This window comes from Aurantimonas sp. (assembly GCF_964217435.1).
Lineage (GTDB): Bacteria > Pseudomonadota > Alphaproteobacteria > Rhizobiales > Rhizobiaceae > Aurantimonas > Aurantimonas coralicida.
The window spans coordinates 124,129-147,818 of sequence record NZ_CAXPJM010000027.1 but is presented as its reverse complement, the minus strand read 5'-3'; the positions used below and the strand labels follow the sequence as shown (position 1 = coordinate 147,818).

At 65.6% G+C, this 23,690-nt stretch carries 25 protein-coding genes; 8 read left to right on the top strand and 17 right to left on the bottom strand.

The features are described 5' to 3' along the window. Nucleotides 1–112 precede the first annotated feature (112 nt). Nucleotides 113–358: a YrhK family protein gene (locus tag ACEQX1_RS11750; protein ID WP_370194292.1), complete on the top strand. Its 246-nt coding sequence runs from the start codon at nt 113–115 to the stop codon at nt 356–358. Nucleotides 359–410: 52 nt separating this feature from the next. Here the strand turns inward: ACEQX1_RS11750 and ACEQX1_RS11745 are convergent, their stop codons facing one another. The 3 genes from ACEQX1_RS11745 to ACEQX1_RS11735 all read right to left on the bottom strand — a co-directional run bounded on the left by ACEQX1_RS11745 (nt 411) and on the right by ACEQX1_RS11735 (nt 2,395). Next, nucleotides 411–722, bottom strand: coding sequence for a YdeI/OmpD-associated family protein (locus tag ACEQX1_RS11745; protein ID WP_370194291.1), 312 nt, complete (start codon nt 720–722; stop codon nt 411–413). Nucleotides 723–814: 92 nt separating this feature from the next. Continuing rightward, complete coding sequence (locus ACEQX1_RS11740; protein ID WP_370196851.1) at nt 815–2,023, bottom strand: extensin family protein; 1,209 nt, start codon at nt 2,021–2,023, stop codon at nt 815–817. A gap of 138 nt (nt 2,024–2,161) precedes the next feature. Beyond that, nucleotides 2,162–2,395, bottom strand: coding sequence for a hypothetical protein (locus ACEQX1_RS11735; RefSeq protein WP_370194289.1), 234 nt, complete (start codon nt 2,393–2,395; stop codon nt 2,162–2,164). Nucleotides 2,396–2,545: 150 nt separating this feature from the next. On the opposite strand from ACEQX1_RS11735, the gene ACEQX1_RS11730 reads away from it, so the two are divergent. Continuing rightward, entirely contained in the window at nt 2,546–2,806 is a 261-nt protein-coding gene (locus ACEQX1_RS11730) for a hypothetical protein (RefSeq protein WP_024352075.1), read from the top strand. A gap of 117 nt (nt 2,807–2,923) precedes the next feature. Here the strand turns inward: ACEQX1_RS11730 and ACEQX1_RS11725 are convergent, their stop codons facing one another. The 3 genes from ACEQX1_RS11725 to ACEQX1_RS11715 all read right to left on the bottom strand — a co-directional run bounded on the left by ACEQX1_RS11725 (nt 2,924) and on the right by ACEQX1_RS11715 (nt 5,910). After that, nucleotides 2,924–4,054, bottom strand: coding sequence for a YihY/virulence factor BrkB family protein (locus ACEQX1_RS11725; RefSeq protein WP_024352076.1), 1,131 nt, complete (start codon nt 4,052–4,054; stop codon nt 2,924–2,926). Nucleotides 4,055–4,534: 480 nt separating this feature from the next. Continuing rightward, on the bottom strand, nt 4,535–5,392 hold the full coding sequence (locus tag ACEQX1_RS11720; RefSeq protein WP_370194287.1) for a macro domain-containing protein: 858 nt from the start codon (nt 5,390–5,392) through the stop codon (nt 4,535–4,537). Nucleotides 5,393–5,409: 17 nt separating this feature from the next. Next, the gene (locus ACEQX1_RS11715) at nt 5,410–5,910 is read right to left on the bottom strand and encodes a TIR domain-containing protein (RefSeq protein ID WP_370194286.1); all 501 of its coding nucleotides are present in this window, start codon (nt 5,908–5,910) and stop codon (nt 5,410–5,412) included. Between the two features lie 333 nt (nt 5,911–6,243). Here ACEQX1_RS11715 and ACEQX1_RS11710 point away from each other — a divergent pair, with 333 nt between their 5' ends. Next, nucleotides 6,244–6,780: a hypothetical protein gene (locus tag ACEQX1_RS11710; protein ID WP_370194285.1), complete on the top strand. Its 537-nt coding sequence runs from the start codon at nt 6,244–6,246 to the stop codon at nt 6,778–6,780. A 250-nt stretch (nt 6,781–7,030) separates the two neighbouring features. Here the strand turns inward: ACEQX1_RS11710 and ACEQX1_RS11705 are convergent, their stop codons facing one another. Then, entirely contained in the window at nt 7,031–8,062 is a 1,032-nt protein-coding gene (locus ACEQX1_RS11705) for a flagellin (protein WP_024352077.1), read from the bottom strand. A gap of 279 nt (nt 8,063–8,341) precedes the next feature. Continuing rightward, on the bottom strand, nt 8,342–9,043 hold the full coding sequence (locus tag ACEQX1_RS11700) for an SDR family oxidoreductase (RefSeq protein ID WP_370194284.1): 702 nt from the start codon (nt 9,041–9,043) through the stop codon (nt 8,342–8,344). 120 nt (nt 9,044–9,163) lie between these two features. Here ACEQX1_RS11700 and ACEQX1_RS11695 point away from each other — a divergent pair, with 120 nt between their 5' ends. After that, nucleotides 9,164–10,051, top strand: coding sequence for a LysR substrate-binding domain-containing protein (locus ACEQX1_RS11695; protein ID WP_370196850.1), 888 nt, complete (start codon nt 9,164–9,166; stop codon nt 10,049–10,051). A 75-nt stretch (nt 10,052–10,126) separates the two neighbouring features. Continuing rightward, on the top strand, nt 10,127–13,417 hold the full coding sequence (uvrB, locus tag ACEQX1_RS11690) for an excinuclease ABC subunit UvrB (protein ID WP_370194584.1): 3,291 nt from the start codon (nt 10,127–10,129) through the stop codon (nt 13,415–13,417). A 1,009-nt stretch (nt 13,418–14,426) separates the two neighbouring features. On the opposite strand, the gene ACEQX1_RS11685 is transcribed toward uvrB, so the two are convergent. Beyond that, nucleotides 14,427–15,851, bottom strand: coding sequence for a hypothetical protein (locus ACEQX1_RS11685; protein WP_370194583.1), 1,425 nt, complete (start codon nt 15,849–15,851; stop codon nt 14,427–14,429). Between the two features lie 599 nt (nt 15,852–16,450). Between ACEQX1_RS11685 and ACEQX1_RS11680 the strand changes: the two genes are divergently transcribed. Further along, nucleotides 16,451–16,975 carry a hypothetical protein gene (locus ACEQX1_RS11680; protein ID WP_370196849.1) on the top strand — a complete coding sequence of 175 codons (525 nt, stop codon included), beginning with the start codon at nt 16,451–16,453 and terminating at the stop codon, nt 16,973–16,975. A gap of 251 nt (nt 16,976–17,226) precedes the next feature. Here ACEQX1_RS11680 and ACEQX1_RS11675 read toward each other — a convergent pair whose 3' ends face one another. The 6 genes from ACEQX1_RS11675 to ACEQX1_RS11650 all read right to left on the bottom strand — a co-directional run bounded on the left by ACEQX1_RS11675 (nt 17,227) and on the right by ACEQX1_RS11650 (nt 20,297). Next, nucleotides 17,227–17,685, bottom strand: coding sequence for a GNAT family N-acetyltransferase (locus tag ACEQX1_RS11675; RefSeq protein WP_024352081.1), 459 nt, complete (start codon nt 17,683–17,685; stop codon nt 17,227–17,229). Nucleotides 17,686–17,883: 198 nt separating this feature from the next. Then, nucleotides 17,884–18,006, bottom strand: coding sequence for a hypothetical protein (locus tag ACEQX1_RS11670; protein ID WP_370194581.1), 123 nt, complete (start codon nt 18,004–18,006; stop codon nt 17,884–17,886). Nucleotides 18,007–18,166: 160 nt separating this feature from the next. After that, nucleotides 18,167–18,466 carry a hypothetical protein gene (locus ACEQX1_RS11665; RefSeq protein ID WP_370194580.1) on the bottom strand — a complete coding sequence of 100 codons (300 nt, stop codon included), beginning with the start codon at nt 18,464–18,466 and terminating at the stop codon, nt 18,167–18,169. Nucleotides 18,467–18,530: 64 nt separating this feature from the next. Next, nucleotides 18,531–18,668 carry a hypothetical protein gene (locus ACEQX1_RS11660; protein WP_370194579.1) on the bottom strand — a complete coding sequence of 46 codons (138 nt, stop codon included), beginning with the start codon at nt 18,666–18,668 and terminating at the stop codon, nt 18,531–18,533. Nucleotides 18,669–18,760: 92 nt separating this feature from the next. After that, the gene (locus tag ACEQX1_RS11655; protein ID WP_370194578.1) at nt 18,761–19,582 is read right to left on the bottom strand and encodes a class I SAM-dependent methyltransferase; all 822 of its coding nucleotides are present in this window, start codon (nt 19,580–19,582) and stop codon (nt 18,761–18,763) included. Nucleotides 19,583–19,661: 79 nt separating this feature from the next. Continuing rightward, nucleotides 19,662–20,297: a hypothetical protein gene (locus ACEQX1_RS11650; protein WP_370194577.1), complete on the bottom strand. Its 636-nt coding sequence runs from the start codon at nt 20,295–20,297 to the stop codon at nt 19,662–19,664. Between the two features lie 335 nt (nt 20,298–20,632). Here ACEQX1_RS11650 and ACEQX1_RS11645 point away from each other — a divergent pair, with 335 nt between their 5' ends. Both ACEQX1_RS11645 and ACEQX1_RS11640 read left to right on the top strand, forming a co-directional pair. Next, nucleotides 20,633–20,845: a cold-shock protein gene (locus ACEQX1_RS11645; protein WP_040325802.1), complete on the top strand. Its 213-nt coding sequence runs from the start codon at nt 20,633–20,635 to the stop codon at nt 20,843–20,845. Nucleotides 20,846–21,093: 248 nt separating this feature from the next. Then, the gene (locus ACEQX1_RS11640; protein WP_370196848.1) at nt 21,094–21,942 is read left to right on the top strand and encodes a hypothetical protein; all 849 of its coding nucleotides are present in this window, start codon (nt 21,094–21,096) and stop codon (nt 21,940–21,942) included. A gap of 22 nt (nt 21,943–21,964) precedes the next feature. Here ACEQX1_RS11640 and ACEQX1_RS11635 read toward each other — a convergent pair whose 3' ends face one another. Together ACEQX1_RS11635 and ACEQX1_RS11630 are read right to left on the bottom strand one after the other, a co-directional pair. Further along, on the bottom strand, nt 21,965–22,606 hold the full coding sequence (locus ACEQX1_RS11635) for an MBL fold metallo-hydrolase (protein WP_370194575.1): 642 nt from the start codon (nt 22,604–22,606) through the stop codon (nt 21,965–21,967). 127 nt (nt 22,607–22,733) lie between these two features. Continuing rightward, nucleotides 22,734–23,624: a branched-chain amino acid aminotransferase gene (locus ACEQX1_RS11630; RefSeq protein ID WP_187390505.1), complete on the bottom strand. Its 891-nt coding sequence runs from the start codon at nt 23,622–23,624 to the stop codon at nt 22,734–22,736. Nucleotides 23,625–23,690: the final 66 nt, after the last annotated feature.

The window sequence follows — 23,690 nt, the reverse complement described above, 5'->3', positions numbered from 1 at the left end:
GTTATGCCGTCCCGGCAGGGATCGGCTCGCCGGCCACCGCAGAGAGGGCAAGGCTGCGGGTGTCGCCCCGCCGTCGCCACCGCACAGACGCCACGCATTCCGAAGGTCCAACATGTTGCAAATTCTCGTTCGCGACTTCGGCTACATCCATCTCGGTATCGGCCTCGTCGGCAATCTCCTCTTCGTCATCGGCTCGGTGCTGTTCTTCAAGGCCTTCGAGGAGTGGTACACCCTGGCGGTCTGGATGTTCGTCGCCGGCTCCACCGGCATGTTCCTCGGCTCCCTCGGCGAACTCGCCAAGACGATCTACGAGGGCAGGGAAAAGCGCCGCGACAAGCGCGCAGCGGACGCAGGCTAGCCCGAGGCGCACTCACCGCCAGACCGGCCTGCCGCAGCCGTCCGCCGCCCGATCACCCCTTGCGTGTCTTCCCGTCGATCAGCACCGCCTGCTGCCACGGGCTCGGCGCCTTGTCCGTGCGGTGGATGCAGCCGGCCCAGCAGCAGGGCCGTTTCTTGCCCTCGCGCAATTCGCCGATGGTGCGTTCGATGCGCCGCTGACGCGTCTTCGCCTGCTTGGCATCCTCGACCCAGCAGATGAACTCGTTGCGCCCGAGCGGCGTCAGCTTCCGCCAGAGATCCAGCACTTCCGGCTCCGCCGTCAGCGCCGCCTGCAGGTCCTCGCCGGCCCGATGGACCGTCCCCTGCGCAAAATCGTCGCCCATGATGCCTCCCGGCATGTCTCGTCCGGTTGCAGGTCCATAAAGTCAGGCAACCCTACGATCCGGGGCGACGCCGCAGCAACCCGTCCCGGCGCCTATTTGCAAACGACGCGGCGGCGGTTCTTGGCGTCGAGATGCAGATGGTCGCGGTGGTCGTAATTGTAGCCCGGCCCCAGCACCGTGCCAAAATAGCGGCAGGCCGAATGCCGCACGGCCTTCTGGAAACCCTTCTCGCGGAAGGAGAAGAAACCCTTCTTCTCCACCGCCACCACCGAGCCGTCGGAAAAGGCGAAGCCGCGCACGTCGAGGGCATTGCCCTTGGCATGCTCGGACACGGTGCGCGAGCCGGCAATGCGCGAGCAGCGATAGGACGAGGCGTTGAGCACCGCCGTCGGCCGCTTCCACAATTTCCAGCGCGCGGCGGACTTCACCTCGTCCTCGACCCATTGCGAGATCCGCGCGGCGGCGGCGCAGTTCATCGTCGCGGCCGGCTTCATCGCCACGCCCTTGGCGATCGCGGTGATCTTCACCGGATGGGCGATGCCGCAGGACTTGCCGCTGCTGACCGGATCGATGTCGACGAAGCTCACGCCCATCTTGCGCAGCGCAGTCCGGCACATGGCTTCCGAGCGCGGCATGGTGCGGTAGCCGCTCGGCGTCTGGTTCTCCAGCGCGCCGCGGCCCGGCACCGGGCTCTGGGGTGCCGGCTTGCGCGCCTCCCCCAGAGAGGCGACGACGCTGCGCTGCGGCACGATCTTCGGGGTTGCGGGCGCGTCGCGGCGCGGTGGCGGCGGCGCGGCGGTCACCGCCTTCAGGCCGGTCCAGGGATCGGCGGCCGGCGCGGCAGCGCTCGTCTCGCCGCCGACGCTGCGCGGCGCGTCCAGTGGCGGCAGGGCGCCATTGCCGGCCGGCTGCAGCGGCACGGCGGCGGGCACGCTGGCGCGGCGGCCGAGAAGATCCGGGTCGAGCGAGCTCGTCGTCGCGGCCGACGACGCGGCGGCGGCTGGGGCTGCCGGTGCGGCGGGTGCGGCGCGGACGATCGGCTGGGTCGCGGCAAGCGGTTCGGGGGCCGCCGGCGGCGCGGCGGCGATGCCATCCGGGCGGGCGACGCTCGGCCGGTAGCCCTCGCCGACTGAGGGAACGTGGCCGCCCCAGACCATGCCGCCCGATTGCGGAATGTCGCCGGGCGGGACCGGGGGCGCGAAGCCTGTCTGGGCGGCGGCATGCTGCGAGGAAAGGCTCGCCGTCACGATACAGGCGACGGCGAGCGCAGCGAAGCGCCATTCGCGAATACGCGATACCATGCGATGGCCTTTCGTCTTCCGCGAAACTCGAGCGGACAGCCGAAAGCTAGCCGGGTTTGGTAAGCGAAGAATGAACAGGCGGCGCTTTGTGCCGGGATGGAACAGCGTTCCCCGCCCGCAAGCGACCGACGCGCAGCGTCAGGCGCGGCCGTCGTCGCGCAGCGCGGTGGCCAGCCAGCCGGCTTCGGCCTGGCGCAGCCGCCGGGCAGCGCGGGCCATGGGCGGTTCGACGGAGAGCGGCCCGGGCACGTCGCCGGCCGCCGCGCAGCGCTCGCCGAAGGGCGGCGCGACCGGCCGGCCCGGGCCGGTCCGCGATGGGCGCAGCGACCGGCGGTCTGGAGCCGAAGCGGGGCGATGACGAATGGTGATCATGGCCGCCAGCATGGTGGCCGGCGGCTGAACCTCGGCTGAACGGCGCGTTGCCGGCCGGTCATTTGCAGGTCAATGCGAACCGGCGCCCTATATGAGGGGGAACGCAGCGCCCGACGGGCGCGCGCGGCGTCCAACCAACGGAGCTGACGTATGTCTTCCCTGAATTTCGATCTGCCCGCCGATTTCTTCTGGGCCAAGTCGGCGCGCCGCGTCAGCCCGCGCGGCGGCGTCTCGCACAAGCGCTTCGACACGCTGGCCGAGGCGATCTGCAGCGCGATGGAAGACCAGGACACGCCCCGCTACAGCGTCTCGATCGACACCGACGAGACCTCCCTGACCATGGACGAGGTCGACGCGCTGTATCGCAGCGACGATTTCGCTGCCTATCGCAAGCGCTACAGCGCCGCCTGACGCCCGCATCGCCGGCCGCGGGCGCCGCCGAGCCGGCGTCCACGCGGCGGGGGCGGAGCCGATCCCCCTCCCCGATGCCTGACATTCATCCGGCCGCGCCGCCGCGGCCGGCATGCCTCATGCCCGCTCGCGGTTGCGCATGATCCAGGTCAGGAACAGGGCGGTCGGCAGCGCCACGGCCACGATCTTCGCCGTGCCGCGCCGCCGGTGCAGGAAGTCTTCCAGTTCCTCGCGCCGGGTCGGCAGGTCCGGCTCCTCCAGCGACACCGACGCCCGGCCGACCGTGTCGGCCATGGTGGCGCCGCGCGAGCCCAGCGGCTGCGCCGGCGCGCGGGTCGTGTCGCGGGCGGTCTGGTGCTCCATCTCGGCATTCACCTCGCCGCCGACGATCAGGATCGTGGTGGAGATCCAGATCCAAGTCATGAAGCCGATCAGCGCGCCCAGCGAGCCGTAGGTGGCGTTGTAGGAGCCGAAATTGGCGACGTACCAGGAGAACAGCAGCGAGACGACGACGATCACCACCACCGTCAGCACGGTACCCGGGGTGATCCAGCGCCATTTGGCGCGGGTGCGGCTCGGGCCCCAATGGTACAGCGCCGCGATGCCGAAGGAGACCAGCAGGAAGATGGCGGCATAGCTGGCGATGCTGACCAGCCATTTGGTGTCGGTGCCGATGCCCAGGAGGTCGAGCGCCAGCGGCAGGCCGACGACGAGGCCGATGAACAGGATCGCCGCGACGATCGCCCCCAGCGTGAAGACGAAGGAGGTCAGGGTCAGCGTGACGAAGCTGCGCTTTTCCGCCTCGTCATAGGCGACGTTCATCGCCTCGAACAGCGCCTTCATGCCGGCATTGGCGCTCCACAGGGCGATGGCCAGCGAGATGACGAAGGTGAAGCCCAGCGTGGTGTTGCCCTGCGAGGCCAGCCGCGTCAGCTGTTCGTTGATGATCTCCATGCCACCGCCGGGGATCAGCGCCTGCAGCATCGCGGCGTGCTCCTGCACCGTGGCGGGATCGGCAAACAGGCCGTAGACCGAAACGAGCGCCGACAGCGCCGGAACGAAGGCCAGCAGCAGGTAATAGGTCACGCCGGCCGCCACGAGCATCACCCGGTCGTCGCTGATCTCGGCAAAGACCCGCCAGGCCACGTCCTTCCAGCCCGCGGCCGGGATCTGCGACGGCCGCACGGCCCCGCGTCCCCTGCCCGCCTGGTCGGCCCGCCCCGCCGCGTTCCGGGTATCACTCGTCATCAATTGCGCTCCTTGGTCCGTCCATTCGCAGGACAAACGACCCGAACGCCATTCCGTTGCCACATTGCGGGGTGGTGGGGTGGTGGGGGCGCCGCGTGCCGGGGCGTCCGTTGATCTGTCCGGTGTTGCCGGCGATGTAGGGGCCCTGGCGTTCTGCTGCTATGCTAGCGAATAAGCGCAGAGAGCGTGCATTCGGAAATCCAAGCATTTGCTCGAAAAACCATGCGGAACGGCCGCTTCGCGTCCATTGCGGTCGTTCCTTTGTCCATCCTCGGCTCTGATGAGCGGGCATTCCTAGCGCCAGTGTATTCGGGTCCCGCCGTGAACAACAGAGCCAAGAATCCTACAGCCGGATTCTCCAATACGGGTAACATCCCAGAGATAACGGACCTAGGGCTGCTCGTAGTGAAGTCGGCTCGAGCGTCCGCATCATCCGACGACGGCTCTTTCAGCACTCTAATGCCACCTGCGGCAGTCCCGTCAGACGTGCAGGCTCTGGCTTAGATAGTCCCTCACCTGGAACAGATTGATCGAGAAATTCGACGCGTCGTCGGGCCTGACGACGATGGTCAGTCTGTTTGAGAAGACGGTCTCTTGCGACGCATCTGCGAAGGACTGCGCGATTCTCTCGATCACCTTCTTTCGCGGCAGTTTCACCCGGCCCCGCCCTGTACCCATGATTGGCATGTATATATCGCCGTATTCCGCCTTCTGCGCCATATTCTTCCACAGGTTCTCAAGAGCCTCGTCGAGCATTCTGACGTCCGAATAGGCTGTTCCTTGAGCATTGAGATGAGCCATAGCCACGAGATAAAAGTTTTTTCCATGAGCGTTGATCTTGGCAACTGTGCCCAGCGGGTACTCACTCTTCTTGCCCGGTCGATCATTGTTTGGAGTGAACGGCACGCCTTTGAGCGAGGCGGCAATTTGCCTGTCAATCTCGTCGGTTTGTCCATTGAAGAATCGGGTTGCGAGTTGCCCCTGGAGGCTTTCAGCAGCGATCAGTCCACTTGCCATGTCGGTATCAAAGGTCGTGCTCGTACTGATAATGATCTCGCCGGCCTGGTATAGCAGGTCACCGATTTCGACCGCGAAGGTTAGGTCCTTCCCCGGTGACTTGTACCGGACCCGGCTCACGGGCCGGCGCGTCGTCAGCACGTAAAGGATCGACAGCACCAGCATGACGATCAGACCATACCCGCTGTATTTGTCTTTTGAATAGATTTGGAAGGTGTCGAGCATCTCCACCAGGAGGTAAAGGCCGCCCATGCAGGCCAATATCTTAGCGGCCGCCTCCTTCGAGAAGAGGGCGTAGCGCCAGTACGAGATCGTCGACACCGAGTCCCAAAAATGTTTCAAAGACCAAACTCTGAATACACGCGGTCAAAATAGTATCGACTACCGGAGACGCCGTCGCGTTTATGTTGATTATATGAATCAGGCCAATTAGCCATAGCGTATTCAATGATCTTCGGGTTGAACGTAACGAAAATCGCAAGTTCATTTCGCAGAATCGCAGGGCAGCGTTCGTCGCTTCGACGTGAGCTATTGAGGTTCACTGCGATAATCGGCAATCCGAGGCTGAGCGCGACCTCGATTTCCCATCGGACGAATTTGTGTAGATTCTTTGTGTTTTCCCCGATCAGTATAATGAATAGTTTCGAGTTCGAGAACCGCTCTCTGAGCTGTTTCTTGATGCTTTGTTCAAGACTCGTGTCTCGGGCGCTGTTGAGGTCGTGTGCGTTGTGAAAGTTGAAGGAATTTCCATCGTGTGATTTCCATGCCGTCATGAGCCTGTAGTAGTGCATGTCTTTATCGCCATCAAAGGCGATATAAGTTTTGTTGCGGTAGCTCATAGGAGTCTCTCAATCTCTAAACAATGCTACCGCTATGGCAGTCGAGTCGCCGAGCGGGAGAGGAAGTCCGAACGAAAAATCTTCCGACGCCGAAGTCCCCATGCAAACAAGCGCCGTGCCTGTCGAGGGGCTACAATCTGTAGCTGTCGGGGAACATCCTTGACAAGGGCAAGGCAGAGTGGACGATCGGTAGCTATATCGATGATGCCTGCATGTCCGCAAGCTGAATGGCAGATGTCAGCCTATCGTGTCCGACCTGCAATTGGCTTGGGCCAGCGCAGTGCGAACCTACAGAAGGGTAGCGGTGAACTGTCCGATGAACGGAGATGATTAATGGCGGGTGCGCACTATGACGGCATCGAAGCAATCTTCCGGATCGCGAAGAAGGGTGAAATCCTGGACACCTTTGCGATCGAGGTTCTGACGTTTCATGCCGCAGTCGAGTATGAATTGGAGGTTGTGCTCCGGAAGCTGTTGCCGCACCCTGACAAACTTTTTGGCAAAGGCCCAAAACTCAGCTTCCCTCATAAGGCCCGTCTGCTCTGCGCCATGTGGAAGAAAGATCCGGCAGACGCGGACAAGCTGAACTCAGTATTGAAGGCGCTTGAGGACTTGCGCAACGAAGTCGCCCACCAAGGCGAAAATCCCCTGAAAACCTATAAGGCGAAGCTGACCAAAGCGTTCAGGCAGATTGAGCCGAGTGCTGGTGATGACCCGTCTATATTGGAAATTGCCCAAGGCATCAGCATGTTTATCGCCGATGACGCAGGCACTTTGTCAGACTTTCGTGAAACGCTGGTGGCGTTCGATATCCTAGTGAACGGAAAAATGCCGGCGGCGCTTGGTGCGGCAACAGCAAAAAAGCCTTAGGAATGGTTTTGCTCATGTATGCCCGTAATGGGTCGAGAACCGAAGGTCAGTTTTCGCTGTCAGTTGTCCGGAAGCTCTCTGTCCGCTATCGGCCGGCCAGAAGCGGACAGCGCATATCGTATCGCTGAACGACAATATCGTCCGAAGCCGCCCAAGTTGACGGCTGTTGGTCCCGCTTGCCGCTTCGCACACAAAAACAGGCCCGGCCTTCCGACCGGACCCGTCTGTCTCAATGTCGAAGTGTCGTCTCTTAACGGAAGAGCGACAGCAGCGACTGCGAGGAATTGTTGGCAATGGACAGCGCCTGGACGCCCAGCTGCTGCTGGGTCTGCAGGGCCTTCAGGCGGGTCGATTCCTCGGTCATGTCCGCATCCACCAGCGTTCCGACGCCCTTCTCGATGGAATCGCGCAGATTGGAGACGAACTCCGACTGGATGTCCATGCGGCTCTTGGCGGCGCCGAGGTTGGAGGCGGCGGTGGTCATCTTGCCGAGCGCAGTCTCGACATTGGTGATCATCTTGCTGAGCACGTCGTCGACCGAGAGGTAGTTGGGCTGGCCGGCGACGGCCTCGCCCGTGGCGGCGTTCACCTTCGCCTGGTTCAGCGCCGTGGTCGAGATATCCAGGCCGGAGACGTTGAGGATCAGCTGATCTCCCAACGTCGCTTCATTGCCGTCATTGTCCAGGATCGTCGTGCCCAGGGTGCGGACGTCGAGGATGCCGTTCTTGTAGAGGGTCGCCGGGACGGCACTCGAATTGTCACCGAAGAGCTTGAGGCCTGACGTGTCGATGTCGATGGTGCCGACGCTGACGGCACCGGCCGACGAGCGGTTGAAGGAGGCGACGACGCTCTTCGACGTGCCTTCCACGTCGTTGAAGCTCAGCCAGTTCTCGCCGGAGAAGGAGGCCGAGGTGGCGATCGACGCCAGCTGCTTCTGCAACTCGCCGATCTCCGACTGGATCTTGTTGCGGTCGACGCCGGGCTCCTTGGCCGCGACCAGCTTGACCTTGATCTCGTCGACCACGTCGATGGCGGCGTTCATGCCCGTATAGGCGGTGTCGACCTTCGCCTGGCCGAGGCCGAGGGCATCCTCGACGGCGCCCAGCGCCTTGTTGTCGGACCGCATCGTGGTCGCGATCGACCAGTAGGCCGCATTGTCGGAGGCCGCGCCGACGCGGTAGCCGGTCGAGATCCGGTTCTGGGTCTGGTCGAGGTTGCTGTTGATCATTGACAGGCTCTGCAGCGCCGTCATGGCCGATGTATTGGTATTGATCGAGGTCATCTGTTCGAAGTCCCATACGCATAACAGGTTTGAAGGGACATTCCGGCTCCCCGGAAAGACAGGACGACATCATGTCTGCGAGACGACTTTCTCTCCCGCCCTGTCTTGAACTATAAGTGCGCCTTAGATTATATCCGACGTGCTAATTTTCATGGTTACCAAGACCTTATATAACTTAGCCGTGCACCGATCGCGCATTGCAACCCGGTGCTCGTGAGGCCGCCTCGCGCGCGGCGCCACGCCGGTTGCCGCCCCGGTCGGATTCCGGCGGACAACCCGTCAGACGGACCGCGTGATGCCACCGTCGACGCGCAGATTCTGGCCGGTGATGTAGCCGCCGCCATCCGAGACGAGGAACGCCACCGTCGCGGCAATCTCGGCGCTGGTGCCGTAGCGGCCCATCGGCACGCGCTGGCGGCGCGCGTCGGTCTCCGGCAGGCTGTCGATGAAGCCCGGCAGGACGTTGTTCATGCGCACATTGTCGGCGGCGTAGCGATCGGCGAAGAGCTTGGCGAAACCGGCCAGCCCGGCGCGGAAGACGCCGGAGGTCGGGAACACCGGATCCGGCTCGAAGGCCGCGAAGGTCGAGATGTTGACGATGGCGCCGGCCTTCTGGGCGACCATGATCGGCGTCACCAGCCGGATCGGCCGGACCGCGCCGAGGAAATACACCTCCATGCCCTCGTGCCAGTCGTCGTCGGTGAGATCCAGCACCGGCCCGCGCGGGCCGTGGCCGGCGCTGTTGACCAGCGCGTCGATGCGGCCCCAGCGTTCCATCGTCCCGTCGACCAGCCGCTGCAGATCGTCCGGCGAGCGGTTCGACCCGGTCACGCCGAAGCCGCCGAGTTCCTCGGCCAGCGCCGCGCCCTTGCCGGAGGACGACAGGATCGCGACGCGAAAACCATCCGCCGCCAGGCGTCGCGCCGTCGCCGCACCCATGCCGCTGCCACCGGCCGTGACGATCGCTACCTTCTGGGTCATCTGGATGCCTTTCCGTTCGGCCCGCGCCGGGCGGCGGGGCTTCGATCGGGCAATTCTGGCACCGCCCTCCGATCGGGACTATGCAGAAGTTCGGCTGTCACACCGCAGGAAATCTACTGGATGCACGGACGCTCTCCCCGCCTGCCACCGCTGAACGGCCTGCGCGCCTTCGCGGTCGCCGCGCGTCACGGCAATTTCCGGCTGGCGGCCGAGGAGCTCGGCGTCTCGCAGGGCGCCGTCGCCCAGCAGGTGCGCGGGCTGGAAGCCGAACTCGGCCTGTCACTGTTCGACCGGCTGCCGCGCGGCCTGGCGCTGACCGACCAGGGCCGGGCCTATGCCGCCCAGCTCGGGCGGGCCTTCGAGCTGATGGCCGATGCGACGGCCGCCCTCAAATCGGCGCCGCGCCATCTGACCATCAGCGTCACGCCGACCTTCGCGGCGAAATGGCTGATCCCGCGCCTGCCGGATTTCGCCGTCGCCCATCCCGACATCGAGTTGCGGATTTCCGCCTCGGACCGCCTCGCGAACTTCCAGTCCGACGGCGTCGATCTCGCCGTGCGGCAGGGGCGCCCGCCCTTCGGGCCGGGCCTGCGCGCCGATCCGCTGTTCGCCCAGGAGATCGTCGCGGTCTGTGCGCCGGCGTTGGCGACGGCTCTGGCCGCGTCTTCCGGCGCCGTACCGTTCGACGGGGTCGTGCTGCTCGACGACGCCCATGATCTCTGGCCGCAATTCGCCGAAACGATCCTGCAAACCCGCCTGCCCGACACCACCCGGCACCTGCGCTTCAACCAGACCGCCCTGGCCATCGACGCCGCCATCGCCGGACAGGGCGTCGCCCTCGCCAGCCGCTTCCTGGTGGCGCAGGATCTGACCGCCGGGCGCCTCGTCCTCGCCGTGCCGCAATCGCTGCGCGGCGACAGCGATTTCCACGCCGTCACGCCGCGGGCCCGCCAGCCGGCGGCGGTCGAAGAGGTCCGCGCCTGGCTGCTGCGGCAGCGCGCCGTGTAGGGGCCGGCACGCCGCCGCAATTTGCCCCGTTCGCCCGGCTTCCAACCCCGGGGGCCGGTCCCTATATGTTCCGCCATGGCTTCCAGATCCCGCACCACCCGCTCGCGTCCTGCCTCCGACACCGCCGAGGACGAGGCGCCCTTCGATCCGGGCGCGCCGGCGCGGCGCGGCGGCTTCGCGGAAGCCCCGCAGGCCGATTTCGAGGCGGCGCAGGAATTTGCCGGGCCGGTCTCCGGCTGGGCCGACGAGATCGCCCAGGGGCTGGAGACCACGGCCGAGCATGTCGCCGACGGCGAAGCCCCCGCCGAGCCCGAGCCCGCGAAAGCCAAGGCCAAGCCCGCCGCCAAGTCCGGGAAGGCGGCCGCCAACGCTGGCGCCCGGCCCGGCAAGACGTCGCGCGGCACCTCGATGGGCGGCACCAGCGATCCCAAGCAGCGCGCCGCCGCCGGGCTCAATCCGGTCGCCGGCATGGATCTCAGCCTCGAGGACGCCAAGGGCCTGCCCGAGGGCGGCGTCACCGCCACGGTCGACGCCCTCACCAAGCTGATCTCCGAGGGCAATCCGCTCCTGAAGAACGGCGAGATCTGGGTGCCCCACCGCCCGGCCCGCCCGGACAAGTCCGAGGGCGGCGTGCCGTTCCGCATCGCCTCGGACTACACGCCCCAGGGCGACCAGCCGACGGCCATCGCCGACCTCGTCTCCGGCATTACCGACCAGGACCAGACCCAGGTGCTGCTCGGCGTCACCGGCTCGGGCAAGACCTTCAGCGTCGCCAATGTCATCGAGAAGACCCAGCGCCCGGCGCTGATCCTCGCCCCCAACAAGACCCTGGCGGCGCAGCTCTACGGCGAGTTCAAGGCGTTCTTCCCGGACAATGCCGTCGAGTATTTCGTCTCCTATTACGATTATTACCAGCCGGAAGCCTACGTGCCGCGCTCCGACACCTTCATCGAGAAGGAATCCTCGATCAACGAGCAGATCGACCGGATGCGCCACGCCGCCACCCGGGCGCTGCTGGAGCGCGACGACGTCATCATCGTCGCCTCGGTCTCCTGCATCTACGGCATCGGCTCGGTCGAGACCTACACGGCGATGACCTTCCAGATGTCGATCGGCGACCGGCTCGACCAGCGCCAGCTCCTCGCCGACCTCGTCGCCCAGCAATACAAGCGCCGCGACATGGATTTCCAGCGCGGCTCCTTCCGGGTGCGCGGCGACACGATCGAGATCTTCCCGGCCCATCTGGAAGACCGGGCCTGGCGCATCTCGCTGTTCGGCGACGAGATCGAGTCGATCCAGGAGTTCGACCCGCTGACCGGCCAGAAGACCGACGACCTCAAGTCGGTGAAGATCTACGCCAACTCCCACTATGTCACGCCGCGCCCGACGCTGAACCAGGCCGTGCGCCTCATCAAGGAGGAGCTGCGCCACCGCCTCGTCGAGCTGGAAAAGGCCGGGCGCCTTCTGGAAGCCCAGCGGCTGGAGCAGCGCACCCGCTTCGACATCGAGATGATCGAGGCCACCGGCTCGTGCCCCGGCATCGAGAACTATTCGCGCTACCTCACCGGCCGCCAGCCCGGCCACCCGCCGCCGACGCTGTTCGAATACCTGCCCGACAACGCCCTGGTCTTCATCGACGAGAGCCACGTCACCGTGCCGCAGATCGGCGCCATGTATCGCGGCGACTTTCGCCGCAAGGCGACGCTGGCCGAATACGGTTTCCGCCTGCCCTCCTGCATGGACAACCGCCCCCTGCGCTTCGAGGAGTGGAACGCCATGCGGCCGCAGACCGTCGCGGTCTCGGCCACCCCCGGCTCCTGGGAAATGGAGGAGGCCGGCGGCGTCTTCGCCGAACAGGTCATCCGCCCCACCGGCCTGATCGACCCGCCGGTGGAGATCCGCCCGGCCCGCAGCCAGGTCGACGACCTCGTCGGCGAGATCCGCGATACCGTCGACAAGGGCTACCGCGTCCTCGCCACGGTGCTGACCAAGCGCATGGCCGAGGACCTCACCGAATATCTGCACGAGCAGGGCATCCGCGTCCGCTACATGCATTCGGACATCGACACGCTGGAGCGCATCGAGATCATCCGCGATCTCCGCCTCGGCGCCTTCGACGTCTTGGTCGGCATCAACCTCCTGCGCGAGGGCCTCGACATTCCCGAATGCGGCCTCGTCGCCATTCTCGACGCCGACAAGGAAGGGTTCCTCCGCTCCGAGACCTCGCTGATCCAGACCATCGGCCGCGCCGCCCGCAATGTCGACGGCAAGGTCGTGCTCTATGCCGACCGCACCACCGGCTCGATGGAGCGGGCCATCGCCGAGACCAACCGGCGCCGCGAGAAGCAGGAGGCCTACAATGCCGAGCACGGCATCACGCCGGCCTCGGTGAAGGCGCAGATCGCCGACATTCTCGACAGCTATTACGAGAAGGACCATGTGCGGGTTGATGTCGGGCCCGGCGCCAAGGAAGGCGCCATGGTCGGCAACAATCTCAAGAGCCATCTCGAGCATCTGGAAAAGCAGATGCGCGACGCCGCCGCCGATCTCGACTTCGAGACCGCCGCCCGGCTGCGCGACGAGATCAAGCGGCTGCAGGCCAAGGAGCTGGAATTCGGCGGCCTGCCCGGCGGCGATTCCGGCTCCGGGGGCAAGAAGGCCAAGGGCGGCGGCAATGTCATCGACGCCGCCGATCCCATGGCGATCGCCGCCGAGCTGGAGGAGGAGGCGATCTCCCCGGTCACCGGCCGCTCCAAATACGGCCGCAAGACCAAGCGCGACCGCCAGCCCGCCGGCGGCGAACGCTTCGGCCCGCGCGGCGAACCGCTGAAACCCCGCGGCGAGGGCTCCGACCGCCGCCCCGCGCCGCTGGCCCGCCCGCCCAAGCCCGGCGACGCCGCCGCCTCCCCCGCCGGCAACGACGCCAGCGCGCCGACCGACGGCCCGTCGACCCAGCCGGGCGGCGACACGACTGCCGGCTCCTATTTCCAGAAGCCGTCCCTCGACGACATGGGCCCGGGCACCGACACGGCGCGCCCCGACCGGCCGGGCCTGTTCCGCAAGAACTCGCTGGACGAAATGACCGTCGGCCGCACCGAAAAGCCGGTCGGCAAGCCCGCCCCGAAAAAGCCCGCGACCCGCAAGCCCGCGGACACCGCCTCAACCCCGGCGGGCACGGGCTCCGGCACGGGCACAGGCCCTAGCCCAAGCACCAACGCCCCTCATGGTGAGCCTGTCGAACCACGCACCACCGCGGACGACGCCGCCCCCATCCGCCGCGAACGCATCGGCCGCGGCTCCTACGAGGACCCCGCCGACCAGAAGCGCAAGCGCCGGCCCGGCAAGACCGGCCGCCCGGGGCGGTAGGGGCCGACGGGGCCACTGCCCCTGATCCCTCATCCTGAGCCTGTCGAAGGATCGGGGATCAGGCCAGGCGAAGCGCCAAGCGCCCCTCGCCCTTCGACAGGCTCAGGATGAGGGGCTACGGCAACGCGCTACTCACGCTCCACGGCGACCGCCACGCCGACACCGCCCGGCGTCGCAGAACGCCCCCGCACCCCGCCACCGCGTCATCCTCGGGCTTGCCCCGAGGACCCATGCCGCCGCGCTGCCATAGCCGCTCCGGTGCAGAACCAGCCCGCGCCCCCTGATCCCTCATCCTGAGCTTGTCGAAGGATCGGGGATCACGGCTCCAGCCAGTCGAAATGCCAAGCGCCCTCGCTCTTCGACAGGCTCAGGATGAGGGGCGACGGCAACGCCGCGACTGACGATGCGCGGCCACCGCCACACCAACACGCCCAATGTCGCAGAACGCCCCCGCACCCCGCCACCGCGTCAGCCTCGGGCTCGGGCTCGACCCGAGGACCCATGCCTCCGCGCTGCCACAACCGCTCCGGTACAGAACCAGTACGCGCCACGCCCCCTGAGCCTGTCGAAGGATCAGGGCTCCAACCGGGCAGAATGCCAAGCGCCCCTCGCCCTTCGATAGGATCAGGATGAGGGGCTGTCGCGACACGCTGCCTTCAGTTCGAGACGGCCGGCGTTATCACAGCTTCCCTCATGGTGAGCCTGTCGAACCACGCACGCCCTCAGACGCCGCCCCCATCCGCCGCGAACGCATCGGCCGCAACTCTAAGAGGCCCCCGCCAACCAGAAGCGCCAGCGCCGGCCGGGCAAGAGGGGATGCCCGGGGCGGTAGGGCGCGACGGGGCCGCTTTCCCCTGATCGCTCCGAGCTTGTCGAAGGATCGGGATCAGGGCTCCCGCGGGGCGGAACGCCGTTCGACCTTCACGTTCTGCACAATCGAAAGCAATCCTCAGCTATTACAAATATTATATATCACTTGAAATCACCTATGCAGATAGAACTGCTCGACTCATTCAAGAAGTCTTCGGTACATAGAATGCAGCTTCCCCTCGATTTCATCATCTCTCATCTCTGCCTTGGCTCTCAGCATGTAAATCAGATCATCATCTGTCAGAACGATTATGTACCCCCTTGATCTCGATGATGCATCTTTACACCTCTCGCGCAAAATCTTTTCATCATCGATAGATCTACAGGTGAGTATACCAAATCTACCTCGATTTTCATCGAATCTACCGAGCAACTGATCGATTTCTTGGTTTGCAATATCTTTTGAATAATTTTTACACTCAACGATTATGGAGTTCGCGTTAACTTTGTGGTCCGATCTTCGCTGTGCAAAGAACCCTGTATCAGCCGCATTCGTGAAGACGATATCAATACGCTTTCGCCCGCTATTTATCTTCCACTCTAGATGCGGTTGAATCAACTTTGGGTAGAATAAAGTAGTCAAGACACCCATTACGAGCCGGTGATAGCGATCAGCGTCATTTCGGCCCGGATCAATCTTCAAAAGCGCCGCAGAAAGACTACTGCACACCGAGTGAATACTCGGAATTCCATCCCGTATGGTTAATAATGCCCCCTGCTTGCTTGCAATATCTTTGTAGAGATCCAAGAGGTCAGGATGTGCTCGAACCATGTCGGCGATCATAGATTTCGATTTTGGGTTCTCCTCTCGAACTGCGGTTTTGTATACGACCCTTTTGCCTTTAATAGTTTGCACTAGGGAGCTGTTCGCTTTCATGTTTTCTGCGACTAGAAAATCTGTGATCTGCTTGTTGTAAAACTCTTGACTATTTAACGATAGGTTTTTTCGAACAATATACTTTGGGACCAACATGACCGGAGCCCCCTGTATGTAGGGTAGCTGAACCAGCCTTGATTCCCAGTTCTGCGCTTGGCAATTCCAGAATGCCGGACCGTTGTAATCATCGGTATCGATTCCATACAACTCACACTGTTCTTGCGTGTACTCGACCAGTAGATCTCTTATTATATTCGTCGTGAGATCTGATATTTTATCGCGGTCGATTCCCTCAACATAGAGGGCCATTTCTGAGAGATCTGACAAAAGCCCCGACTGGAAGGCCTTGCTACCGCGCATTGCTGTGATCAGCTGTCGCGCTTGCCCCCTTCCCACCCCCCGACCCTTCGGTTCTCCGCGCGAGACGCCGAGAAATGTTTCTTTAGGCTCCGTCAGGTGCGACATTAGCCCCTCGGCCCGCGCTAGATCGCCATCACGGAGTGAATCAAGAACCTCTTTAAAGAACACGCGGATGCTCTCCGAAGCCGCCTGACTCCAGTTATCATTCTTAATTTCTATGGCGTACGGATCCACATATACGGACGTGTCCTCCTCGTTGCTAATATCTACAAAATCTAGTTCATGCTGTGAAACGCCTAGTTTGAAATATTCGGAAAACCGGGGCATCCTAATCTCCTGCGACTTGTCTGCGCCTCTTGAACATAGCGAATAATTCGATTTCGAAGTCAGCGGAAATATCAACTATCGATTGTAAAGCCGCGTCAAGGACAAGACCGCCTAATTGGTTGCCCCCCCAAACTTATCCCCACCCCTCACCCCTCCCGCATAATCGCCGCATCGCTGCCCACGGCGGGCACGGACGATCGCCGGGATCGGTCGGGGGTGGCGAGCGGTGTCCGCGACGGGGTGTCTTCCGGAGACGCGCCGGCCCGGACGGCCGAGACAGTGCCGGACCGTCCCCCATTACGAGGGGGCCGCGGATCGCTCCGCTTGAGCTCGCAAGGGCGAAGAGCCGGCCGGAAGGGGATGGCCCCGCCCATCTGTGCCCGAACGGGCACGGCGCGGGCCGGCCGCCGCTTCCATCGGGCTGACAAGACACCGCGCGGATCGCCGACGGCGTGCCGCTTCCAGTTCTGTAGAGGCGTGCCGTCGGCGATCCGCCGCCCCGCCGCTGCACCGCCGGCCCGGTCCTCCGGGCGCGGCGCCGCATTCGCACGCCCCTGTCCTTAGACCATCGCCCGCCCCCAGCCGAGGAGCCGCCGACCATGGAGACTGTCGACCCGCCGCTGACACAGGACGAGATCGCCGAAGGCCTTCGCCTGTCCGCCGCCTATCTGGCGCTGGTGCGGGCGGCGCTGTCGGGCTATCCGCCGGCGCCGCGCACCGCCCGGCGCCGGCGCGCGGTGCCACCCGGCCGTGCCGGCACCCAGCGCGGCGACCGGATGCTGCCCAGCGCTGCCTGGCTCTTCGCCGCCATCTGCAAGCGCGGCGCCTGCCGCCGGGTCCGCGCCTGCCGCTATGGCGAGCGCCCCGGCGACGGCACCTGCGACGCCACCGGCCAGCCGCCGGCCCCCTGCTTCGAGGCCCTGCCACGCGCCGTCCATCTCGCTTTGCCCTTCGCGCTGCAGCGCCAGATCACCCCCGCCGCCTTCCGCGACCCCTACCTGCTGCGCCGCGAAGCCGAAGCCATCCGCGCCGCCCGGAGCGACGTGGCGGCCATGCGCGGCGGTGGGGTGGCGGATGCGGGGACACCCGAGGGTGGGCGATCAGCCCCCGGTTCCTCACCCTGAGCCTGTCGAAGGGTCAGGGCTCCCGCCAGACACCGCGCCGAGCGCCCCTCGCCCTTCGACAGGCTCAGGATGAGGGGCTGCTGGATGGCTTGCGCTAAAGGAGGATGGGATGCAGATCGCGGAGCGCCGCCGCCCGAGAGCTCACCAGTGCTGTGGGGGGCACCGGGCGCCGCCGGGGCGCCATCGGGGCGAAGCCCCTGATCCCTCATCCTGAGCCTGTCGAAGGACGAGGGCTCCAGCCAGGCGCCCCCCTAGCCCCAGTCGCGGCGCATGGTGGCCATGCCGTTGCGGCGGCCGAGTTCCTCGTAGCCGGCGGCCTCGTAGACCCGCAGGGCCGGCTCGTTGTCGAGCTCGACCTTCAGCGTCACCGAGATGGCGCCGAGATCGCGGGCGGCCTGTTCGGCCAGCGCCGCCAGCTGCGCCCCGGCGCCGCCGCGGGCCGCTTCCTCGACGAAGACATAGACAAGGTGGCGCACCTCCGGCCCGATGCCGACCCGCAGGGCGAAGAAGCCGACCTCGCGGCCGGTCGCGTCGACCAGGTAGAACGAGGCGTCGTCGGCCTCGTTCAGCCATTTCTCCCGCCATTCCAGCGGGTCGAAGGGATGCTTGGCGTTGGGATTGACCAGGGCGAGGTCGTCGGCCTCGACCAGCAGCCGGGCGAGCGGTGCCAGGTCGAAGGGCGCATTGGCGCGAAGGGCGAGGTCGGACACGGGCGGCTCCATGGCGGTGTCGTCAGGGAAGATGGGCGCGCCCCTCGCACGGACCAGCCGCCGTTTCAACCGCCCGCACGCCCAAAGCCGGCCGCACGAAGCGTCCCTTCCCCTCCGGCGTCATCCCCGGGCCTGACCCGGGGACCCATGCCAAACCGTCACCACCGCCGCTCACGCCGACGACGGCACCGCCGGCGGTCAGCGCGGCACGGCGCCGTCCATCATCGCGGCGTTGTTCTCCCAGCGGGCGCTGCGCACGTCGTCGGACGGCGTCGCGCAGGCGCCCAGCATCAGAAGGGCAAGAAGGGGAAGGAATTTCATCGGGTCGGCTCCTGAAGGAAAACTATCGGCAGAGTTCGGCGGGGCGCCAGCAGCCAGCCAGCGGCCGGACCCGCGACGTCGGAGGGTCCGAAGGAGGGATATCGCGCAATCTTGCCCGGTGCCCCGCCCCTGTCCAGCGGCGGCGGCCGCGGCGTCCCGGTCAGTGCGGGTTCTGTCCCGGCACGATGCCGCGGGCCGGCGTGTCGGCCATCACCGAGGGCGTCACGCCGTTCACCAGCGGTTGGGCCGATGCCTTGCCGTAGACGCTGCCGACGCCGTAGAGCCACGGCAGGCCGGGACTGTAGGGCCGCAGCACAACGCGCCCGTCCGGCAGCACCACCCGGCGCGACTGCTGCTTCTCGCGCTCCGACAGGCGCACGCCCACCGGCTCCTGGGCGGCGGCCGGCAGCACCGGTGTCAACAGCGCGGTTGCAAGGAGAGCGGCAAGCATGCGGCGCATGGTGGGAGTCCTTCCTGTTCCGATACCGGCCACAACGCACAAGCGGCCGTCCGCGTTGCAGCGATCAGTCGGCGATCTGCCCCGGCACGATGCCTCCCGACGGCGTGTCGCGATCGGCGGCGCTGTTGGCCGAGCGCGTGCCCTGGCAGCCGGCCGCGACCAGAAGCGCGCAGGCGGCGGTGATGGTGAGGAATCTTCGCATGACGGTCTCCGGCAGGTTGGGATCTGCACGCAGAACGGCCCGGCCCCGCCGGAGTTGCCGCGATGGGGCGCACGCCTGCGTGAACGCCGCCCTCAGCGCTTGCGGGCCAGCACCAGATGTCCGGGCGCCGGCTCGCCTTCCTGCCGGCGCACGACGATCGACGTCGCCTCCAGCGTCTCGAAGCCATGCGCCGCCAGCCGGTCGCGCACGTAGCTCTCCTTGTGGTGAAAGCGCTGGTGCGGCCCGACCATGAAGTCCCGCGCACCGAAGGTCGCGTCCGGCATGGTCTCGGTCGAGAAGCCGAAGATGCCGCCGCCGCTCATCCGCGCCGAGGTCGCGGCGAACAGCGGATCGAGCCCGCCGAGATAGGGCAGCACGTCGGTCGCCACGATGAGATCGAAGGGCTCGGGCTCGTCAAACTCCTCCAGGAAGCCGACCGCCTCGCCGATATAGAGATGATCATAGACGCCCTTGTCGAAGCAGGTCTCGATCATGCCTTCCGACAGATCGACGCCGATCAGCGTCGCAATGCGGTCCCTCAGCGCCTCGCCGGCCAGTCCCGTTCCGCAGCCGAGGTCCAGCGCCCGCTCATAGGGTCCCGGCGCGACCGCCGCCAAGCGCTCGGCGATGAGGCCCGGCACGCCATAGCCGAGCTGGCGCACCAGGATGTCCTCGAAATCGTCGGCATGCTGGTCGAACAGCGTTGCCACATAGGCGTCGCCCGCCGAGGCCGGCGTCTCGCCCTCGCCCATCGCCGCCATCCGCACGGCGGCGCCGGCATGGTCGTCGGGATCGAGCGCCAGGCAGCGGCGATACGCGTCGGCCGCGGCGGTGCGATCGCCGGCCTTTTCCAGCGCCAGCGCCTCTTCATAGGCTTCGGCCAGGGCCGCCTCGTCGATGGGGGTGTCGCTCATTGCCGGCTCCTATGGGTGTTGCGATGCCTCTTAGGGCAAAGTTGAGGCCGGCGACAGCCGACCCGCATGGCTCCGTGGATCAGACGGCGGCCGTGCCTGTACCCAGTTCGTTCACGAGGGCCAGCGCCGCGGCGGCAATCCGTGCCGCCGGCATGCTGCAGAAGATCTCCGGCATCCCGTCGATCTCGTCGGCCTGCGCCGCCGCCTCGTCGCTCAGCGGCACATGGAAGAAGCCGAAATCGCGCACCCCGAGCGCATCGGCGTTGAAGGCCAAACGGTAGAGCGTGTCATTGCAGAGATAGCCGCCCGCATCCGACGACCATTCGAAGGACACGTCGGCGCCGCGCAGTGCCGCCGTCACGGCCTGCCATGGCATCCGGCAGGCGAGCGCCTCCGGTCCGTCGAGCACCGCCGGCCCCGCCGGAAACGCGCCTGTCGCATCGGCCTGCCCGAGCTTGCGGCGGTTGCGGGCGACCCGTTCGATGCGCAGCCGCTCGGCCCGCTTGTGCAGACCGAACAGGACGACGCTGGTCGGCGCCAGGGTCTCGATGAGGGTTCGCAGGCGCGGCCAGCTCGTCTCCCACTCGACCGGCAGGACGGCGGCGTGAAACGCTTCGCCGTGGCGCGGGTCAGATTCGAGGGTTCGCACCATCGCTTCCGTCGGATTGCGGGGCGCACCAGGGAAGGATGAAAATCCGCAAACGAGTATTTTCATTTGAGATGAATGCCTTGGGAAGAGCCCGCCGATCGCGGCGTCGATCCGTCTTTACAGCGGGTTTTGGATGGTGGAAGCTGTATTGCCTGTCCCGAAATGGCACGCGACACGCGCCCTGAATACGTCGCTCGTCGGGCCGGAAACGGGATAGCAATGAAGGAGGCTTCGGGCAATCTCGCGAACAAGGGTCATGGACGAACTGCGTATCGGAGGCGCATCCTCCGGGTGGTCTGCGGTACAATTTCAGACCACGATGTATCGGTTCCTTTCCTAGTCAAGACTTGCCTGCCACCGCCAAACGGCGACTCGTAATGCCAGGATAAGGGATACCGACGATGGCACAGACCGGTACGGTCAAGTTCTTCAATACCGAAAAGGGCTTCGGCTTCATCAAGCCCGACGATGGCGGCGCGGACATCTTCGTCCATATCTCCGCCGTACAGGCCTCCGGCCTGCCGGGGCTCGAGGAGAACCAGAAGGTCTCCTACGACACCGAGCCGGACAAGCGCGGCAAGGGTCCGAAGGCGGTCAATCTCGCCGCAGACTGATCTCGTCTCACGGTAGTCGCGGTAGGCTTCCCCCTGCCGCCTCATCGTGAGACCCAGATCGGGAAAGCCCGTCACGCGGTTGCGCCGGGCTTTCCTTTCCAGGCACCGATCCTGTCCCAGTTCGATACGGAAACGTCTGGCACGCCACGTGCAAGGCCACACCCGAACGCCAGCAAAAGGCGAAAACGGGAGTGCAATCCATGTCTCAACGCCACCGGCAGGCCCGCGCCAGATCCAGCCATATCGCTGTGATCGCCAGCCTCACCGCCATGTTCCTTGCTACAGCACCCGCCAGCGCCCAGACCTATCTCGATGGCGGCGGCGGCAGCAGTTCGCGACCGCAGTCCAGCGACCCGACAGGTGGCTTCCTCGACGGCGGCGGTCCCCTGCAGCCCCGGCGCGGAATCCGGAACGGCCAGCGTCGCGATGGTTTCCTCGACGATGGCGGGGGGATCGGCAGACGGCCCGACATCGTCGTCAGGTCGGGCGGTGATCGCGAATTCCTGAGGGACGGCGGATCGATCCGCACGCCCGCCGATATCGTCTATTCCGACGAGCGGGAAGAGTTTCTCGAAGACGGTGGTTCGGTCGTCGTCGAACCGGACATCCTGATCGACGACCGGCGCCTGCGTCGCGGTCGCGGCTGGCGGGAGGTAGCGGCTCCGAGGACCGTCCAGCGCTCGTCCGGCTCGTTCACAATCATCACCAGTGATCTCGGCGACCGCAGTTACGGCTCGGGCACCCAGGTGTCTGGAAAGAGCGCGAACAGGATGCGAACGAAAGCGAAGATCATCGACGTCGAGAGTGCGCGGCTCGACCGCCGGCCGATGCCGGCCTCCGGCGTGGAGGTGATCTACAAGATCGGCGGACCGCAGATCATCCGGATCGCCCCCGGATATGGTCAGCGCGTCGCGGCGCTCGCAACGGACAGCGCCGATGTGCCTCGGCCAACTGCGCGTGCCGAACCGGAACAGGTCGATCGCGCCGCCCCGTGGACCCGCGAATGGCTGGACCGCTGCACGAGCGAGCATGAGAGCTTCGACCCCGATTACGGGACCTATGTCGACGCACAGGGACAGTCGCAGTTCTGCGACTGACGGAGACGAGGAGCCAGGCTCCTCAGGTCAGGAACGGATTGCCGCGGCGCTCGTCGCCAAGGCGTCCGCCGGGCCCGTGGCCGCAGATAAAGCCGACATCGTCGCCGAGCGGAAGCACCTTGTCCTTGATCGAGGCGATCAGCGTCGCGTGGTCGCCGCCCGGCAGATCGGTGCGGCCGATCGAACCGGAGAACAGGACGTCGCCGGCGTGCAGGAATTTGGCGGCCCGGTTGTAGAAGACGACATGGCCCGGCGCATGACCCGGCGTGTGCAGCACCTCGAAACGATGGCCGCTAAAGGCGAGGGTCTCGCCCTCCTCCAGCCAGCGGTCCGGCGTGCAATCGCGCACTGCGCCCGGAATTCCGAACATCCGCGCCTGTTCTGACAGTCCGGCCAGGAGGAAGGCATCGGCCTTGTGCGGGCCGACGATGTCGACGCCGAGGCGTTCCTTCAGTTCCATGGCCCCGCCGGCGTGGTCGATATGGCCGTGGGTCAGCCAGATCGCCTCGATGGCAATCCCGGCCTTCTCGATGGCCTCCGCGATCCGGTCGACGTCACCGCCGGGATCGACCACGACGCCGACCTTGTCCTCGGCATCGAAGAGGATGCAGCAATTCTGTTGGAATGGCGTGACGGGAACGATCTGGGCGTTGAGTGTTGTCACGTGAGCCTCGGGCGTCGGTTGCTGTGCCCGGCTGTTAACGCGGGGCAGACGGCGGAGGCAAGCACGCGACCGGCCGCAGCGAGTGCCGCGGCCGGTAAGCTGATGGTGTCAGAAGCGGGTGTTCCGCCTATTCGGCGGCGGCGCGCTGGGGCTGCACCACGGCGGTATAGTCCTCGACCAGCCGGCGCGTCGTCTCGCCCGGCGTGAAGCGCCATTCGGCGATCTCGGACACCGGCGTGACCTCGGCGGCCGTGCCACAGAGGAAGCACTCGTCGAAATCGGCCAGTTCCTCGGGCATGATCGCCCGCTCGCGCACTTCGATGCCGCGGCGCTTGGCCAGTTCGATCACCGTGCGGCGGGTGATGCCGTCGAGGAAGCAGTCCGGCGTCGGCGTGTGGATGATGCCGTCCTTGACGAAGAAGACGTTGGCACCGGTCGCCTCGGCCACTTGGCCGCGCCAGTCCAGCATCAGCGCGTCGGCATAGCCCTTGGCCTCGGCCGCGTGCTTGGAGATGGTGCAGATCATGTAGAGGCCGGTTGCCTTGGCCTTCGACGGCGCGGTGCGCGGATCGGGACGGCGATATTCGGCGAGATCCAGCCGGATGCCCTTCATCCGCTGCTCCGGGTCGAAATAGCTCGGCCACTGCCAGATGGCGATCGCGACGTTGATCCGGTTCTTCTGCGCCGACACGCCCATCATCTCTGACCCGCGGAAGGCGATCGGGCGGACATAGGCATCGGTGAAGCCCTGGCGCACCAGGAGTTCGTTTGTCGCCGCGTCGATCTCGTCGGCGCTGTAGGGAATCTCGAACCCGATCATGCGGCCCGAGGCGATCAGCCGCTCGGTGTGCTCGCGCAGCTTGAAGACTGTGCCACCATAGGCGCGCTCGCCTTCGAACACGGCGCTTGCGTAGTGCAGACCATGGGTCAGAACGTGGATCTTGGCGTCTTTCCACGGCAGGAACTCGCCGTTGTACCAGATTTCGCCGTCAAGCTGGTCGAATGGAACACTGCTCATGGTTGTCGACGCCTGTCCCGGCGTCCTCCCTATCCGTGGTGTAACGGCGATCGGCTTCTGACCGAT

What these genes read in the sequence shown, in the direction of transcription:
- ACEQX1_RS11750 (WP_370194292.1), top strand. Translation starts at nt 113, where the DNA reads ATGTTGCAAATTCTCGTTCGCGACTTCGGCTACATCCATCTCGGTATC.
- ACEQX1_RS11745 (WP_370194291.1), bottom strand. Translation starts at nt 722, where the DNA reads ATGGGCGACGATTTTGCGCAGGGGACGGTCCATCGGGCCGGCGAGGAC.
- ACEQX1_RS11740 (WP_370196851.1), bottom strand. Translation starts at nt 2,023, where the DNA reads ATGGTATCGCGTATTCGCGAATGGCGCTTCGCTGCGCTCGCCGTCGCC.
- ACEQX1_RS11735 (WP_370194289.1), bottom strand. Translation starts at nt 2,395, where the DNA reads ATGATCACCATTCGTCATCGCCCCGCTTCGGCTCCAGACCGCCGGTCG.
- ACEQX1_RS11730 (WP_024352075.1), top strand. Translation starts at nt 2,546, where the DNA reads ATGTCTTCCCTGAATTTCGATCTGCCCGCCGATTTCTTCTGGGCCAAG.
- ACEQX1_RS11725 (WP_024352076.1), bottom strand. Translation starts at nt 4,054, where the DNA reads ATGACGAGTGATACCCGGAACGCGGCGGGGCGGGCCGACCAGGCGGGC.
- ACEQX1_RS11715 (WP_370194286.1), bottom strand. Translation starts at nt 5,910, where the DNA reads ATGAGCTACCGCAACAAAACTTATATCGCCTTTGATGGCGATAAAGAC.
- ACEQX1_RS11710 (WP_370194285.1), top strand. Translation starts at nt 6,244, where the DNA reads ATGGCGGGTGCGCACTATGACGGCATCGAAGCAATCTTCCGGATCGCG.
- ACEQX1_RS11705 (WP_024352077.1), bottom strand. Translation starts at nt 8,062, where the DNA reads ATGACCTCGATCAATACCAATACATCGGCCATGACGGCGCTGCAGAGC.
- ACEQX1_RS11700 (WP_370194284.1), bottom strand. Translation starts at nt 9,043, where the DNA reads ATGACCCAGAAGGTAGCGATCGTCACGGCCGGTGGCAGCGGCATGGGT.
- ACEQX1_RS11695 (WP_370196850.1), top strand. Translation starts at nt 9,164, where the DNA reads ATGCACGGACGCTCTCCCCGCCTGCCACCGCTGAACGGCCTGCGCGCC.
- uvrB (WP_370194584.1), top strand. Translation starts at nt 10,127, where the DNA reads ATGGCTTCCAGATCCCGCACCACCCGCTCGCGTCCTGCCTCCGACACC.
- ACEQX1_RS11685 (WP_370194583.1), bottom strand. Translation starts at nt 15,851, where the DNA reads ATGCCCCGGTTTTCCGAATATTTCAAACTAGGCGTTTCACAGCATGAA.
- ACEQX1_RS11680 (WP_370196849.1), top strand. Translation starts at nt 16,451, where the DNA reads ATGGAGACTGTCGACCCGCCGCTGACACAGGACGAGATCGCCGAAGGC.
- ACEQX1_RS11670 (WP_370194581.1), bottom strand. Translation starts at nt 18,006, where the DNA reads ATGAAATTCCTTCCCCTTCTTGCCCTTCTGATGCTGGGCGCCTGCGCG.
- ACEQX1_RS11665 (WP_370194580.1), bottom strand. Translation starts at nt 18,466, where the DNA reads ATGCGCCGCATGCTTGCCGCTCTCCTTGCAACCGCGCTGTTGACACCG.
- ACEQX1_RS11660 (WP_370194579.1), bottom strand. Translation starts at nt 18,668, where the DNA reads ATGCGAAGATTCCTCACCATCACCGCCGCCTGCGCGCTTCTGGTCGCG.
- ACEQX1_RS11655 (WP_370194578.1), bottom strand. Translation starts at nt 19,582, where the DNA reads ATGAGCGACACCCCCATCGACGAGGCGGCCCTGGCCGAAGCCTATGAA.
- ACEQX1_RS11650 (WP_370194577.1), bottom strand. Translation starts at nt 20,297, where the DNA reads ATGAAAATACTCGTTTGCGGATTTTCATCCTTCCCTGGTGCGCCCCGC.
- ACEQX1_RS11645 (WP_040325802.1), top strand. Translation starts at nt 20,633, where the DNA reads ATGGCACAGACCGGTACGGTCAAGTTCTTCAATACCGAAAAGGGCTTC.
- ACEQX1_RS11630 (WP_187390505.1), bottom strand. Translation starts at nt 23,624, where the DNA reads ATGAGCAGTGTTCCATTCGACCAGCTTGACGGCGAAATCTGGTACAAC.